Below are 14,158 nucleotides of genomic sequence, written 5' to 3'. Positions count from 1 at the left end.
AATACATATACAATCTTCTAACTCATTTTTGTGGTGAGATACATTTTTTTTCTTTTGATCTTTTGTTGTGTGTCGGTGTGTAGCCTGTCTGCCCAATCTTCCCGCATGCGCCCTCAAAGTGGAAGCTCTTCATCAAAAGGAGAGGTAGATAATAGCAAGGCTAATTACGTTTCTCCTCATGTTGTGGCAAAAAAGATAGAAGAGCGTTTTGGCGTTGCCGATTCAGTCACTGTTGACACAATCCCTCAAAATTTTCCTGATAAAAATCTACTTGATTCATACAGCATCGCTAACGCGTATAACGGAAATATGGGTTCTCCGGTACAATCAAAAATTTTCTTTGACCGGACGCAGAAGACGAATTTTCTTTTTTCAACTCCGTACGATCCCTATGTGTATACAGCGTCAGATTTGTCGTTCTATAATACAAAAACACCCTATTCCAATTTGACTTATTTGTCCAGTTTCCCGGGCGAACAATCGGAAGAAAGAACTAAGATCTTTTTGTCGATGAATACAAATAAGAAATTGAATATTACAGGTTTGTTTGATTATTTGTACAACAGAGGTCGATACATGAATCAGTCTAATAAGGGACTGATAGCATCGCTGTATGGCAGTTATTCGGGAAAACATTATTCTGCTTATGGGGCTTTTCTTTATCAGAGCTTTTCAAATTATGAAAACGGAGGATTGACAAATACCGATTATGTTACAAATCCATCCGCTTACAGCCAGTATACATCTATTACAATGCCGATAAAGTTAACCGGAGCTCAGGCTGGCTACAGAACCATGAGTTTCTTTTACAATCATAAGTATTCGCTTGGATTTAACAAAGTTATTGTCGTTAGTAAGGATTCAACCCGGGAGGAGTTTATTCCTGTTACATCATTCATACACACTTTGAAGGTACAAAGAGATGTGAAGCGCTTTCATGAAGCATCTGTCGACACTGCATTTTTTGCAAATACCAATTTTAGTAAAATAGCTCATTCTGACACTGTTGCTTATTTGTCCGTTCGTAATACTTTTGCAGTTCAGATGGATGAGAAGTTTAACCGGCTATTGAAGTTCGGATTGACCGCGTTTATTGAGAATGAGGTAAACCGGTATATGAATCTTGATCTCAATGATCAATTGACGTATAAGTGGGAGCAGAATACCCGGCTTGGAGGAATTCTGGCTAAGAATGAAGGGCGGATCTATCGCTATAACTTACAGGGAAATATAGTCATTGTAGGCCCGAAAATAGGAGATTTTGAACTGAGTGGTCGAGTGGGTGGCTATTTTACATTGTGGAAAGATTCTGTTGCTTTGAAAGCAATGGCAAGAATCAGAAACACATCTGCATCTTATTTCTGGGAACATTATTATTCGAATCATTTTATTTGGAACAATAATTTTGACAAAGAATTCCAAACCTATATCGGAGGAAGTGTTGAACTCCCGAAAAGACATTTGAAATTGGGTCTTCAGGTAGCTAATAACACCAATTATCTTTACTTCAATTCGAGCGCAATGCCTACGCAGGCTTCGGGTAGTGTGCAGGTTGTTGCTCTGGATGCGAGTTTGGATTTGTTTTTCGGAAAGCATTTTGCGCTCGAAAACAAAGGGGTATATCAGGTGTGCAGTAATCAGAATGTTATTCCTTTGCCAGCGTTGGCATTGTACAATAATTTGTATTACCAGACGAAACTTTTTAATGTGTTGCGGGTTCAGTTAGGCGTATCTTCGCATTTCCATACCTCATATTATGCTCCGGCTTATATGCCTGCAACCGGGCAGTTTTATGTACAGAACAAAACCAAGATCGGCAACTATCCCCTAGCAAGTGCTTACGCCAATTTTCACCTGAAAAAGACCCGTTTCTTTCTAGAATACTATCACGTAAACCAATCGTTTATGCCTAACCAGAATTATTTCTCCATGCCGAATTATCCTATGAATCCGACAACGATGAAAATGGGTATCTCCTGGAATTTCTACGATTAATTACATGGGATCTACGTCGTAGTTGACTTGAAGTGATTTGAAGCGGCCATCTGATTGGATGCCATTTACAATGTTACGTATGATATCCTTGACAGCATCAGGCGAAGCTGCATTCTCTATCTTGAGGAGAATATGCTTGATGTACCAGTTCTGAATTCTTCCAACCGGAGGGTTGTTTGGCCCTAAAACCCGTGATCCGAGTAATTTTTTGAGTTCATCTGCGATAAGGGCGGCTGCATGGTTGTTCGTCCCCGGATCTTTATGGCGAATAACGATGTTTATAAGCCGAAAATAAGGAGGATATCTGAAATCGTGCCGTTCCCGCATTTGTGTGGCAAACATTCCTTTATAGTCGTGAGCAATCACCTGTCGAATTACCGGATGGTCCGTTTCCGGCGTTTGAAGGACTACTAACCCTTGTTTGCTTTTTCGCCCGGCACGACCACTCACCTGTGCCATCAATTGAAATGCCCGTTCATGCGCCCGAAAGTCAGGGTAAAAAAGCAGATTGCCGGCATTCAGGATCCCAACCAAACTCACATCGCCAAAATCGAGTCCTTTGGTAACCATCTGTGTACCGATCAGAATATCAATAGCGTGACTCTCGAAATCGCGAATAATCTTTTCAAAGCCTTTCTTGGTGCGAACCGTGTCAAGGTCCAGGCGTGCCGCTTTGGCTTCAGGGAATAGCGCTTTGATCTCTTCTTCGATTTGTTCGGTACCGAATCCTTTGGTTTGCAACGATGGCGTATGGCAGCTGGGGCAATTGGCTGGTACCTTGGTTGTATAGCCGCAGTAGTGGCACGTGAGCATGTCGAAATGCTTATGGTAGGTCAGACTGACGTCGCAATGCGGGCAACGGGGAACATAAGCACACTGCTTGCATTCGATGTAAGGTGCATATCCGCGCCGGTTTTGAAAAAGAATTACCTGCTCTTTGTTGGTGAGTGCCAGCTTGATTTTCTCGACCAGTTCGTCTGTGAAATGGCCGGTAATCCGTTTTTTGCGGTAGGACTCTTTCAGATCGACGGTCATGATTTTGGGCAACTCTATCTCCTCGTGCCGCTGGGTAAGTTCGACCAATCCATATTTGCCTGAAAGGGCGTTTTGATAGCTCTCGATAGCCGGTGTGGCACTGCCCAGTACGGTTTTGGCTCCGTGCATGTTGGCGAGCACAATGGCTGCATTGCGGGCGTGATACCGGGGTGCCGGGTCGTATTGTTTGTAGCTGCTTTCGTGCTCTTCGTCGACGATGACCAAGCCGAGATCACGGAATGGTAGGAAAACAGAAGAGCGCACTCCCAGAATGACTTCGTAACCTTTGTCATTCAAAAGGTTGTTCCATATTTCCACCCGTTCGTTGTCCGAAAACTTGGAGTGATAAACGCCCAGTTTGTTGCCAAAAACCTTTTCCAGTCGCTGCGTGAGTTGTGTGGTAAGGGCTATTTCCGGAACTAAATACAAAACCTGTCTACCCAGCTTTAATGTTTCTGCGATGAGATGGGTATAAATCTCCGTTTTGCCGCTCGAAGTTACTCCGTGAAGTAAGACTACATTTTTTTCTTTTAATTGTGAAAGAAGCGATCTGTATGCCGTTTTCTGAAAACTATTGAGTGTGGCAAGAGGTTGCTGCACTGTTTGTGAAGAATCCAGCCGACTGATCTCTTTGGTGTATGGGTGAAAAATTTTCTTTTCGACCAAAGCATCAAATACGGCAGGAGAAATGCCACTTTGTTCGAGAAGCTCTTTTTTTGCCACTTCGCATTGCCCCGATTTGGCTAAGTGATGCGACATTTCAAGATAAGCCATCAAGAGACTCAGTTGCTTCTTCGATCGGTGCAACGAGTCGAAAACGGCTTGTAGTTGTTCGTCGCTGGCAATACCATCGGCAAGACGAACACAGGTGAGCTTCTTGGGCTTGTAGGCGGCGCGCAACTCCTCCGAGAGCGAAACGGCTCCTTTGTCCATCAGATTTTTGACGGTTGGCAGGATAGTTTTGAAGCCGGTAATGCGGGTCAGCTCCTTGATGGAGTGGGGCTTATTGTCGTTTAGAGCGTTGTAAATTTTTAGTTCTTTCTCCGAAAAGGGAGATTCAGCTTCGAAGTCGTTGTTGAGCGTGATGGAGGTTTCGCTTTCGAGCTTCAGCCCGGCCGGAACGGCAGCTGTGTAGACATCGCCGATGAAAGCCATGTAATAGTTGGCAATCCATTCCCAAAAGGGCAACTGCGGACGGCGAAGAATCGGAGCGTTATCGAGTAGTGCAATGATCTCTTTTACCGACGAAACCTGCGGTGCCACGGCGTGTACGTAGCGAACGATTCCGGTATATATTTTTTTGCTTCCGAACGGCACGACCACCCGCATGCCAAGCTTTACCGATTCGGATAGCTCCTCCGGTATTTTGTAGGTGTAGCTGTTGGCTAAAGGCAGGGGAAGAATGATGTCGGCAAAACGTTCGGACATGGTTGGATTTAGATTATAGAGCAAAGAACAAAGAGCAAAGATTCTTCAATCAGTTCTACTTGTCTTTATTCTTTGTTCTTTGCTCTGTTTTTATACAAAAATGGCTTCCGGTTCTAAGGCGATGCCAAAGTGTGTCTCGACGGATTGTTGAATCTCTTTTGCGAGTGCTTTGACCTCTTCTCCGGTACAATCGCCCAGGTTGTAGAGTACCAGAGCCTGCTTAGGGTAAACGCCTACATTGCCGAACTGACGGCCTTTCCATCCGCATTGTTCGATAAGCCAACCGGCGGCAACCTTGTATTCGCCTTTGTGCGGATAGGCAACTATTGCCGGATGCTTTTCTTTCAATGCTTCGAATTGTGCGACAGGAATGACCGGGTTTTTGAAAAAGCTACCGGCACTGCCGATCTTGTCGGGATTCGGGAGCTTCTCTTCGCGAATGGAGGCAATGATGCGACTGACATCGGTCAACGTCGGATCGGTAATGCCTGCTTTTTCTATTTCAGTGCGAATGGCGCCGTATTCGAGATTAAGCTTCGGCTGCTTGCTTAGCCGGAAGGTGACGGATGCCACGATATATTTGTTTTTCAGTTTTGTCTTGAAAATGCTGCTCCGGTAGTCGAACTGACAGTCGCTGTTGGAGAAAATACGTTGTTTGCCGGTCAGTATCTCATAAGCTTCCACTGATTCGATAATATCTTTGGCTTCTACGCCGTAAGCACCTACGTTTTGCACCGGACTGGCACCCACGGTTCCCGGAATGGAAGTCAGGTTTTCGGCTCCGTAGAAGTTGTGAGCCACACAAAAATCAACAAAATCGCTCCATACTTCACCCGCGGCAGCCTTCACCAAAACCGAATCGTCGGTCTCTTCCAGTACGGTGATTCCCTTTAATGATATTTTGACGACAATGCCTGCAAACAGCTTGTTGAAAACCACGTTACTGCCACCACCCAGAATGAAAAACGGGAAAGCATTGAGAAGTCCGCTTTGCATTAGAATCTGAAGGTCGATGGGTGCTGCGATGTCTGTAAAATACTGGCTGGTAGCCGCTATGCCAAAGGTGTTGTATGGCTTGAGGGAAACGTTTTCCTGAAGAGTCATTGTCGGTTTATTTTGAATTCAAAATTACAACAAATCGTTCACATTTTCCGGATCGTCCAAAATCAATGAAGAATCTGTTGTATTTTTGCATGAAATTTGTGTGTGTATAGACACAATGCTTGTGTCTCTTTGAACATTGAGCCGCAAGCATTGCGGCTCTACATGGAATCCTGGAATTCTGAATTTTGAAATTTAATCATATATATGGCAGCATTTGAGATTTTTGGCGGCAAGCGTCTTTCGGGCGAAATTGTTCCGCAAGGTGCAAAAAACGAAGCGTTACAGGTGATTTGTGCCGTGTTGTTAACTCCCGAAAAGGTGACGATCAGCAATATTCCCGATATCCGGGATGTGAACAAACTGATAGACTTGGTTGGTATGTTGGGCGTGAAAGTGGAAAAGGTTTCGGAAGGAACCTATACTTTTCAGGCCGATGCTGTCAATCTGGATACGTTATATAGTCCCGAATATGGAAAAAAAGCTACCGAACTGCGTGGTTCCATCATGTTGGTGGGCCCGTTGCTGACCCGCTTCGGTTATGCGGTGGTGCCGCAACCCGGAGGCGATAAAATCGGTCGCCGTCGCTTGGATACTCACTACATCGGTTTTCAGAAGCTCGGTGCTGAAGTGGGTTTTGATGAAGACTCGTCGCATGTGAAGGTGACCACCAAAGGTTTGAAAGGGGTTTACATGTTGCTCGACGAAGCTTCGGTAACCGGAACTGCCAACGTGGTGATGGCTGCTGTGATGGCAAAGGGGACGACTACGATTTATAACGCAGCCTGCGAACCCTATCTTTTTCAACTCTGCACTATGCTGAACGCGATGGGGGCTAAGATCTCCGGCGTGGGTTCCAATCTGTTGGTGATTGAAGGTGTCGACTCGTTGGGAGGGTGCAACCACCGTATTTTGCCCGATATGATCGAAGTGGGGAGTTTTATCGGACTGGCGGCTATCACCCGTTCCGAACTGACCATCAAAAATGTGGCGCGCGAACACCTGGGTATTACTCCCGAGATTTTCCATCGACTGGGTATTGACTTTGAGTTCCGCAACGACGATATCTACATTCCGCAACAGGATCATTACAAGGTGCAGCGCTTTTTCGACGGATCGATTATGACCATTGCTGATGCTCCCTGGCCGGGATTTACCCCCGACCTTATCAGTGTGGCGCTGGTGGTGGCGACGCAGGCCAAAGGCAGTGTACTGATTCACCAGAAAATGTTTGAGAGCCGCCTCTTCTTTGTGGATAAACTGATAGAGATGGGGGCGCAGATTATTCTTTGCGATCCGCACCGTGCGGTAGTGATTGGAATGAACCACGAGCAGTCCTTGCGCGGCACCCGCATGACTTCGCCCGATATTCGTGCAGGGGTTTCGTTGCTTATTGCCGCCCTTTCTGCCGAAGGCCGCAGCGTGATTGATAATATTGAACAGATCGACCGTGGTTATCAGGATATCGACGGACGATTGAGAGCTCTGGGAGCCGATATACGTAGGTTGTAACCCGGACATTATTTATAAAAGAAATGAGAGCGATTGTTGCAAAACAATCGCTCTTTTTTATGCAACCGATTTGTGGTTCCGATATGAATTTATTCGACATTGTATAGATTAAGCGTATATAAATTTGAATGTCAGACCTCTCCTCTCACGACGACTTCGTGTCGGAGTCAGATATATATCGTCTGACCCAGCCTCCTCCCCCGAGGGGAGGAGGAGCGCGGTAGTGAGATTATTAGGATTCAGTTCATTGTGCAGATTGTTCCCCTCTCTCTCGGGAGAGGGGTTAGGGGAGAGGTCGTACAACGCAAAACGTTGTTTCTAATGCCTTGGTCAGCCAATATTCACAACTTTATTTGTTTAAAAATACGCAATAATATTTCTGTAATGTTTTAGTTTGTATTGGCAAAAATGTTTATGTTTTGGAATATAATTTTTATATTTGCCATGCACTACCAAAATTAGGAAAATAATAAAAAGCTACAGGATAGACCAATGTGCTCATATTACGAGAGTGCCGTCGAACCTGTTAGGCTACCATTGTTTAATTTCTTAATTTTATTTTATGGCTCAAAACCTGATTTCAGCCGTGTTGTCGGACAGCGATGCTGCTGCCGTGCAACAGAGTATTACAGATGCAAGAGCGAAGCTTAGTTTCTTGCTTAGTTTACAATCCGACGATGTGGTATCACTTATCAAGGTAGGAAATACTTTCCTCCCGTTTATCGATAAGGCGTACCAAACTGTCAAAGATCATCCTGAAATTCTTTCGGGGGTGTTCGACAAGGAAGAGTTCTTTAAAGACTATGAACTTGTTGGCAAAATACGTCCTATTTTGAACCAGATTAATCAACTGGCCGAAGGTTTGCAGAAAACCTATTATGCAGTTGTCAGCGATGCAATGGTGGCTTCCCTCGAAGTGTATTCTGCCGTTAAGCAAAACAAAGACAAGGTGTCGGGCCTTAATGTGGTAGCGGATGATATGGGCGTATTCTTTAAAAAGAGCAAGGCCAAGGCCGAATTGACCGCGAAGTAAACGTACAGTCCGGTTTGCCGGACACTCCTGCGGGTGGTTCGCTACCCCGGGAGATACTTTTTAATCTCATTTACCTGATTTTTTATCTCAAAAGCGTACTATTTTGCCTCGGGAGCGTGATTTTTACTTTCCAGAGCGTGAAAATCACGCAAAAGAGCGTTTTTTGCACAATAATTTCCGTGAAAATCAGCGTACGGATCCTGAATTTTGCCCTTTAAAGCTTCAAAATCACTCAATGGAGCGTAATTCGAACGGCTGCGAGCGTGAAAATTACGGGAATGAGTAAGAAAAGAGGAAAAAGCAGAGATAAGAATGTTCAATATTAATTCAAACAGTTATGTTTCAAACAGCATTGTCTTTTGAAGGTAGAATAAGGCGATTAGAATATGGTATCAGTTTCATCGTTTATATTGTTGGGCATACAATTGTCATGGCAATGATAAAGTCCGCAATTCCTTTCTCTACTTTAGCTCTAAGCCCATTATTGTGGTTTCTATGGGCACAAGGAGCTAAGAGATGTCATGATTTAGGTAATTCAGGCTGGTTCCAATTAATTCCATTTTATGTTTTGTGGCTGTTTTTTTCAAAAGGGGACGATGGTGTAAATATTTATGGGTTTTCTCCAATATTACATACCGCGCATAGCAATTTTAATGATAGCAATTTGGAAAAAGAAGGAAATAGATTCGATATGCGGATTAGATCGAAAAGTATTGTGCCTTTATTCATAAAAATCAATATTATTATACCCGTAATAATAAATATCATTGCAATGTGTTCTGTGGATAGATATTTCGATGAGTATTGGATGGTTTTTATGATAGATGCGGCAATTGTATGGCTTTGTATTTTTGCTATTGTCTTGACTAATCGATATTGTAAAATTATTGAGGCATTAGAATCAATGGTTTCACAAGGTACATTAAGGCTAATTTTAGTTGTCAATACATTAATCCCTTCTGTAATAAGAATTCTAACGTGGGATATCAGTAATAATGATCATTCTGTCTTGTATTGTTTGTCGTATTCTATCTCAATGATATTGCTATGGTTCTTTATTGTAACAATATTGTGGATCTATAAGGGGTATAAAACTTATGAATGAAATAAGTTAGACTACAAATAATATCGGATTTATGTAGTATGGAACTTTGCTACGCTATCTTAAATAAGACCTTGATAATTTATAGCCATTATGATAGAAAATATTTTGTTGCAGATTTTAGCAATGGTAGTGTGCTTCTTTTGTGCATTCTATTTTGTGAGCTTGTTTTCATCAAATGAAGATATGCCTTTGAAAAAAGCAACCAGAAAACTGGGATGTTTAATCCCAGCTATTTTATTTGTGATATGGTGATAGCTGGTAAATTTCTATTGAAATCATAAAGGAAACAGCCGGAACGAAGATTAATCATTCCGGCTGTTTCCTTTATGCTACTGAGCTTTCTTATTTCACCACAATGGCGTTAATTAGTGCATCGGTAGATCCATCGGTAAGATTAACCAGCGCGCCATTTTTCCAGTACACTGCTGTTTTATTGCCGCTGCTGTTGGTGATATATCCTGCCAGATAAATGTCATTGCCGGAAATATAGACGGCTTTGGCTTCGGCATCCGTTGATCCGTCCGTTAAAGTATTTTCCGTTCCGTTTTTCCAGTAAGTAGCTATGTATTTACCGCTGTTGCCAGTAACTGCACCTGCTGCATAGAAGTCGTTGCCGGAGATGGCAATAGCATTGACCGTTGCATTGGAGTTTCCATCGGAAAGATTTGTCGTACTACCATTCTTCCAGTAAGTGGCAACCGAAATATCGTTCCTGTTATAGACGTTCCCTGCAATATAAAGGTTGCCGTTGCTGAATGCGATAGCGTTGGCGAATGAGTCTGTGCTGCCATCAGTGAGGGCATTCATAGACCCGTTTTTCCAATAGACGGCTACGTTACGACCAGTCGTAGTTTGTACGGTGCCTGCCACATATACGTCGTTGCCCGAAACGGAGATTGAATTTGCAAAGGCATTAGACGTGCCATCGGAAAGCAACGTTATTTTTCCGTTTTTCCAGTACACGGCCACGCTGTTGCCATTGCTGTTGTCGACAAATCCTGCCACATAAACATTGCCTTCGGATAAAGAAACAGAGCTTGCATAAGCATTGGTAGAACCATCGGAGAGGCTTATGGCCATCCCGTTTTTCCAGTATTTGGCAATGGGATAACCATCGGAAGTGTACTCGTATCCGGCTACATATACATCGCTGCCCGAGACAAAAAGAGATGTGGAGTAGGCCGACTGCGAACCATTAGTCAGGTTGGTGGTCGTTCCGTTTGCAGAATAAGCTGCAATATTGTTGCCGCTTGCACTGCGCAGGTTATTGGCAAGGTAAAGGCTGGTGCCCGACGATGTTGTAAGAGCTTCGGTGTCCTGTTGGCTGCATCCGGTAAGAAAAAGTCCCGCAATTAAAAAGGAAAAGCAAAAAAGAAAATTTCTGGTCATAAAAAATAGTTGATAAAAGAGATTTTGGCACAAGAGATTATCTCTATTCGTATTTCTGTATGACAAAACGCTTACTTAACGGTTTTATTATTGAATAGTTCAGACTTTTAGTAACGTTGGCTATTGTTGACTTATATTATCTGAAATGGAGAGTGTGTTTTAACAAATGTCGGACGAAAAAAGCCGGAATGAACAGGATGTCCACTCCGGCTTTTCTGTTTATTGAGACAGCATTTACCGAATATTCAGGCCAAAGCCAACAGAAGCGGTCGAATATTTCTGTAACGTATATTGTGCATGGAAAGCAAAGATCCATAGTAATTTCATGCGCAACCCGATAGTTGCTCCCGGTTGTGTCATCGCGTAGTGAAGAGGAATCGGGTCTTTCAATGTTTTTACATCGAATTTCTGGGTTGTTGTATTGAAATTGTCCAACACAGGAAAATTACCGGTAAAATTAAAATCAAAGTTGCTGCGAGTAACGCCGAATCCCAGATAAGGCGTTATAAAAGCAATTTTTTTCGAAACGATGGCGTGAACCATCAAAGCACTTGCTTTCAGTTTCATCCCCTGGTCGGCGTATGATACACCACTCGGAGTAGACACTTTGCTGGGATCGCTGACTAAGTCGGATGGAGTAATGGGGTTGTCAAAGCTGTAGTTGACGTTGAATTTGGTGTAGCCTACCATTACTGCAGCATCGAACGGAAGCAATTTCAAAACCGGAATCCACTGTTTGATATTATGTTTTAGCCCGATACCCCACATATTGCCGGAGAAATTACTGGCATTAATGGTAGGAATAAACCGAACCGATAAATCGTTGCCCATTGGAAGCCCGAGAGTTACCTGAAAACTGGGAACCGGAGTCACGTTAGATACTCCCCCCGGAGTGCGAAATTGAGTAACTGTTTGTGTTGTCCCGTTTACGTTTTGACGAAGTGCCAGTAAAACTCCATCGCCTTTGCTTCCGAATGTCGGAGCTGTCTTTTCTCCGTTCACAACCGTAAGTTTCTGCAATCCAGATAAACTAAATGTTTTATCGTCGGAAGGCGTAAATACGCCACTGGCACCAACAGTAATATCGAAACCAAGTAATTTGTGGGTGGCAGCGGTATTGTACCAGTTGTTTCCCAAGCCAGAAGAAAAACCATTGCCGAAAGGTTTAATATAGCCGTTGGCTACGGTTTGCAAATCGTTGACACCTGCCTTGAAAATGTCGGCAATATCACTTTGAGCCTTGGCTGAAAATGATGTAAGGAGACCAAGCGCAAAGAGAAGCGTGAAAGCATATTTTTTTGTACTCATAATCTTTGGTTTTATAGATAAAGAAATAATGGGATAATCAGAAAAATCAGATGCAATCTTGGGGATTGTAATTGAATTGTTTTTTTTTATTTGTTTAATGTGCAAAGTTAAATTTATTTTTTGATATGTTTTTGTATTTGTGTATAATGAAGAGTATTTTGTGAAAAATATTCACAATGTAGCGGGATTGCATAGCTGAAACGATAAATCCATCGGAGTATAGATATGTCTGTTCTGCACTTTAGGAGGAAGTATTATAAACTGTTTTTTTTGTTTCGGGAAACTTGCCGATTCAATAATTTTATAAGAACTTTACACCCGAAAGTGCATTTCTGTTATCGTGATGAGAGACAACGATAAAGGAATGGTAATGAGAATTAATAACAAGCTTCCGATGCGAAAAATAATTGTTCTGGGAGCTACTTCGGGCATTGGACGTGAAGTGGCCAGAATATATGCCGGCAAAGGCTGTCTGGTGGGCATTACCGGCCGCCGGCAAGAGTTGTTGCATGAACTGGAACAAGAGTCACCGGACTGCTATGTTGCAGCTTCGTTTGATATTTCGGATATTGCATCGGTAGAATCAAACCTTGAAGCTTTGGTGAGCCGTCTGGGAGGTCTTGATTTGTTGTTGCTTAGCTCCGGCTATGGCAAACGTAACAGCGAACTGTTACCGGAACCGGAACAGCTCGCAATAAAGACAGACGTGGCGGGTTTTACAGCTGTGGTCGATTGGGCATTTCGCTACTTCAAACAACAGCAGCACGGTCAGATTGCCGCGATAAGTTCTATTGCCGGACTGCGAGGAAACCGCTTTTCGCCGGCATACAGTGCAAGTAAGTCGTACAATATGACTTATATGCAATCTTTGCGGCAGTTAGCGCATCATCAGAAACTCAACATTCAGATTACGGATATTCGTCCTGGTTTTGTAGACACCTGCATGGCTCAGGGAGAAGGCGTTTTCTGGTCGGCGCCGGTGCCGAAAGCGGCGGGTCAGATTATAAAAGCAGTTGACAAGCAAAAAGATATTGTCTACGTTACGAAACGCTGGCGTCTTATCGCTATGGTGGTAAAATTGATTCCAAGAGTGATTTTTGAAAGAATATAAAGTGCAATTTTTATGGTGGAAGAAAAAAACAGAGTGGCTTTGTTTTCGGTACTTGCCGCGATATTTCTGACGAGCTTCAAACTGATTATCGGAGTCCTTACCGGTAGTTTGGGTATTCTGTCAGAAGCATTGCACTCAGGTCTCGATCTGGTAGCAGCCGTGATTACCTTCTTTTCGGTTCGTATTTCCGATAAGCCTGCTGATAAACAGCATAATTACGGTCATGGTAAAATCGAAAATTTTTCTGCGTTCATCGAAACTATTCTTTTGCTGATAACCTGCGTGTGGATTGTGTCTGAAGCAATTGATCGTCTGGTGACGGGAAATACCCATATCGAAGTGTCGGTGTGGAGTTACGTGGTGGTGATTAGCTCTATTGTGATCGATTTTACACGTTCGAGAGCTTTGTACAAAGTGGCAAAAAAGCATAACAGTCAGGCGCTGGAAGCCGATGCACTTCATTTTTCCACAGATATTTGGAGTTCGGCAGTCGTGTTGTTTGGCCTTGTTTGTGCTAACTTTGGATTTTATTTTGCCGACTCAATTGCGGCATTGTTGGTGGCTGTGATTGTCTTGTTTGTTTCTTTTCGGTTGGGAAAGAAAGCAGTAGATGTGTTGTTGGACAAAGCTCCGCAAGAGACGATTACTTTGGTTGAAAATACCCTGAACTCATTTCCGGAAGTGAAACTGTATCACCATCTTAAAGTGCGTACAGCCGGAGCAGATACGTTTATCAAGTTCAATATACACCTTGATCCGGATCTAAAGCTGCGTGATGTTCACGAACTTTGTGACCGTATAGAGCATAGTCTGATGGATCAGATAAAACGAAGCGAAATATATATTCATGTCGAACCTCAGGATTCATGTCATTTGAAGGATGAGGAAAATCAAATCAACTTATTGCAACAAAATGGAAAAGAATAAAAAGAACAGACTGGTTCGTCAGGTGAGCCTTGCGTTGCTTCTGACGGTGGCTATTTTACAAATCACTACCATTGTGCTGATGGGAACCGGATTTCGTGGTTTTGATGTGGGAGAGCTGCACGAATTTTGCGGCTTTTCATTGTTTGCCCTGATCGCTGTGCATATTGTGGTGTTTCGAAAAACCCTCAAGGCAATTTTCTTTCCGAAAAACTAA

At 43.2% G+C, this 14,158-nt stretch carries 11 protein-coding genes; 7 read left to right on the top strand and 4 right to left on the bottom strand.

The features are described 5' to 3' along the window. Positions 1-105: 105 nt before the first annotated feature. Positions 106-1,995: a putative porin gene (locus F8N35_RS08950; RefSeq protein ID WP_293051575.1), complete on the top strand. Its 1,890-nt coding sequence runs from the start codon at positions 106-108 to the stop codon at positions 1,993-1,995. Here the strand turns inward: F8N35_RS08950 and priA are convergent, their stop codons facing one another. Then, complete coding sequence (gene priA / locus F8N35_RS08945; protein ID WP_293051573.1) at positions 1,996-4,458, bottom strand: primosomal protein N'; 2,463 nt, start codon at positions 4,456-4,458, stop codon at positions 1,996-1,998. 90 nt (positions 4,459-4,548) lie between these two features. Then, positions 4,549-5,562 (bottom strand): UDP-N-acetylmuramate dehydrogenase, encoded by a 1,014-nt coding sequence (gene murB, locus F8N35_RS08940; protein ID WP_293051571.1) that lies wholly within the window; start codon positions 5,560-5,562, stop codon positions 4,549-4,551. A gap of 204 nt (positions 5,563-5,766) precedes the next feature. Between murB and murA the strand changes: the two genes are divergently transcribed. From murA to F8N35_RS08925, 3 genes are all read left to right on the top strand, one after another. Next, positions 5,767-7,071, top strand: a complete 1,305-nt coding sequence (murA, locus tag F8N35_RS08935) for a UDP-N-acetylglucosamine 1-carboxyvinyltransferase (protein ID WP_293051568.1) — start codon at positions 5,767-5,769, stop codon at positions 7,069-7,071. A 562-nt stretch (positions 7,072-7,633) separates the two neighbouring features. After that, entirely contained in the window at positions 7,634-8,104 is a 471-nt protein-coding gene (locus F8N35_RS08930; protein ID WP_293051565.1) for a hypothetical protein, read from the top strand. Positions 8,105-8,441: 337 nt separating this feature from the next. After that, positions 8,442-9,209: a DUF805 domain-containing protein gene (locus F8N35_RS08925; protein ID WP_293051562.1), complete on the top strand. Its 768-nt coding sequence runs from the start codon at positions 8,442-8,444 to the stop codon at positions 9,207-9,209. A 342-nt stretch (positions 9,210-9,551) separates the two neighbouring features. On the opposite strand, the gene F8N35_RS08920 is transcribed toward F8N35_RS08925, so the two are convergent. Beyond that, positions 9,552-10,598 (bottom strand): hypothetical protein, encoded by a 1,047-nt coding sequence (locus F8N35_RS08920; protein ID WP_293051559.1) that lies wholly within the window; start codon positions 10,596-10,598, stop codon positions 9,552-9,554. Positions 10,599-10,832: 234 nt separating this feature from the next. After that, positions 10,833-11,906, bottom strand: coding sequence for a DUF6588 family protein (locus F8N35_RS08915; protein WP_293051556.1), 1,074 nt, complete (start codon positions 11,904-11,906; stop codon positions 10,833-10,835). A 394-nt stretch (positions 11,907-12,300) separates the two neighbouring features. Here F8N35_RS08915 and F8N35_RS08910 point away from each other — a divergent pair, with 394 nt between their 5' ends. Genes F8N35_RS08910 through F8N35_RS08900 form a run of 3 tightly spaced genes read left to right on the top strand, consistent with a single transcriptional unit; the run spans position 12,301 to position 14,158 of the window. Continuing rightward, positions 12,301-13,017 carry an SDR family NAD(P)-dependent oxidoreductase gene (locus F8N35_RS08910; protein ID WP_293051553.1) on the top strand — a complete coding sequence of 239 codons (717 nt, stop codon included), beginning with the start codon at positions 12,301-12,303 and terminating at the stop codon, positions 13,015-13,017. Positions 13,018-13,029: 12 nt separating this feature from the next. Continuing rightward, entirely contained in the window at positions 13,030-13,944 is a 915-nt protein-coding gene (locus F8N35_RS08905; protein ID WP_293051550.1) for a cation diffusion facilitator family transporter, read from the top strand. Further along, positions 13,931-14,158 carry a hypothetical protein gene (locus tag F8N35_RS08900; RefSeq protein WP_293051547.1) on the top strand — a complete coding sequence of 76 codons (228 nt, stop codon included), beginning with the start codon at positions 13,931-13,933 and terminating at the stop codon, positions 14,156-14,158. The genes F8N35_RS08905 and F8N35_RS08900 overlap by 14 nt, the downstream gene beginning before the upstream one ends.

Origin of the sequence: Paludibacter sp., from assembly GCF_009712605.1 — a bacterium.
Lineage (GTDB): Bacteria > Bacteroidota > Bacteroidia > Bacteroidales > Paludibacteraceae > Microbacter.
The sequence above is the reverse complement of the archived record's forward strand: the minus strand, read 5'-3'. Positions and strand labels throughout refer to the sequence as shown.

What these genes read in the sequence shown, in the direction of transcription:
- F8N35_RS08950 (WP_293051575.1), top strand. Translation starts at nt 106, where the DNA reads ATGCGCCCTCAAAGTGGAAGCTCTTCATCAAAAGGAGAGGTAGATAAT.
- priA (WP_293051573.1), bottom strand. Translation starts at nt 4,458, where the DNA reads ATGTCCGAACGTTTTGCCGACATCATTCTTCCCCTGCCTTTAGCCAAC.
- murB (WP_293051571.1), bottom strand. Translation starts at nt 5,562, where the DNA reads ATGACTCTTCAGGAAAACGTTTCCCTCAAGCCATACAACACCTTTGGC.
- murA (WP_293051568.1), top strand. Translation starts at nt 5,767, where the DNA reads ATGGCAGCATTTGAGATTTTTGGCGGCAAGCGTCTTTCGGGCGAAATT.
- F8N35_RS08930 (WP_293051565.1), top strand. Translation starts at nt 7,634, where the DNA reads ATGGCTCAAAACCTGATTTCAGCCGTGTTGTCGGACAGCGATGCTGCT.
- F8N35_RS08925 (WP_293051562.1), top strand. Translation starts at nt 8,442, where the DNA reads ATGTTTCAAACAGCATTGTCTTTTGAAGGTAGAATAAGGCGATTAGAA.
- F8N35_RS08920 (WP_293051559.1), bottom strand. Translation starts at nt 10,598, where the DNA reads ATGACCAGAAATTTTCTTTTTTGCTTTTCCTTTTTAATTGCGGGACTT.
- F8N35_RS08915 (WP_293051556.1), bottom strand. Translation starts at nt 11,906, where the DNA reads ATGAGTACAAAAAAATATGCTTTCACGCTTCTCTTTGCGCTTGGTCTC.
- F8N35_RS08910 (WP_293051553.1), top strand. Translation starts at nt 12,301, where the DNA reads ATGCGAAAAATAATTGTTCTGGGAGCTACTTCGGGCATTGGACGTGAA.
- F8N35_RS08905 (WP_293051550.1), top strand. Translation starts at nt 13,030, where the DNA reads ATGGTGGAAGAAAAAAACAGAGTGGCTTTGTTTTCGGTACTTGCCGCG.
- F8N35_RS08900 (WP_293051547.1), top strand. Translation starts at nt 13,931, where the DNA reads ATGGAAAAGAATAAAAAGAACAGACTGGTTCGTCAGGTGAGCCTTGCG.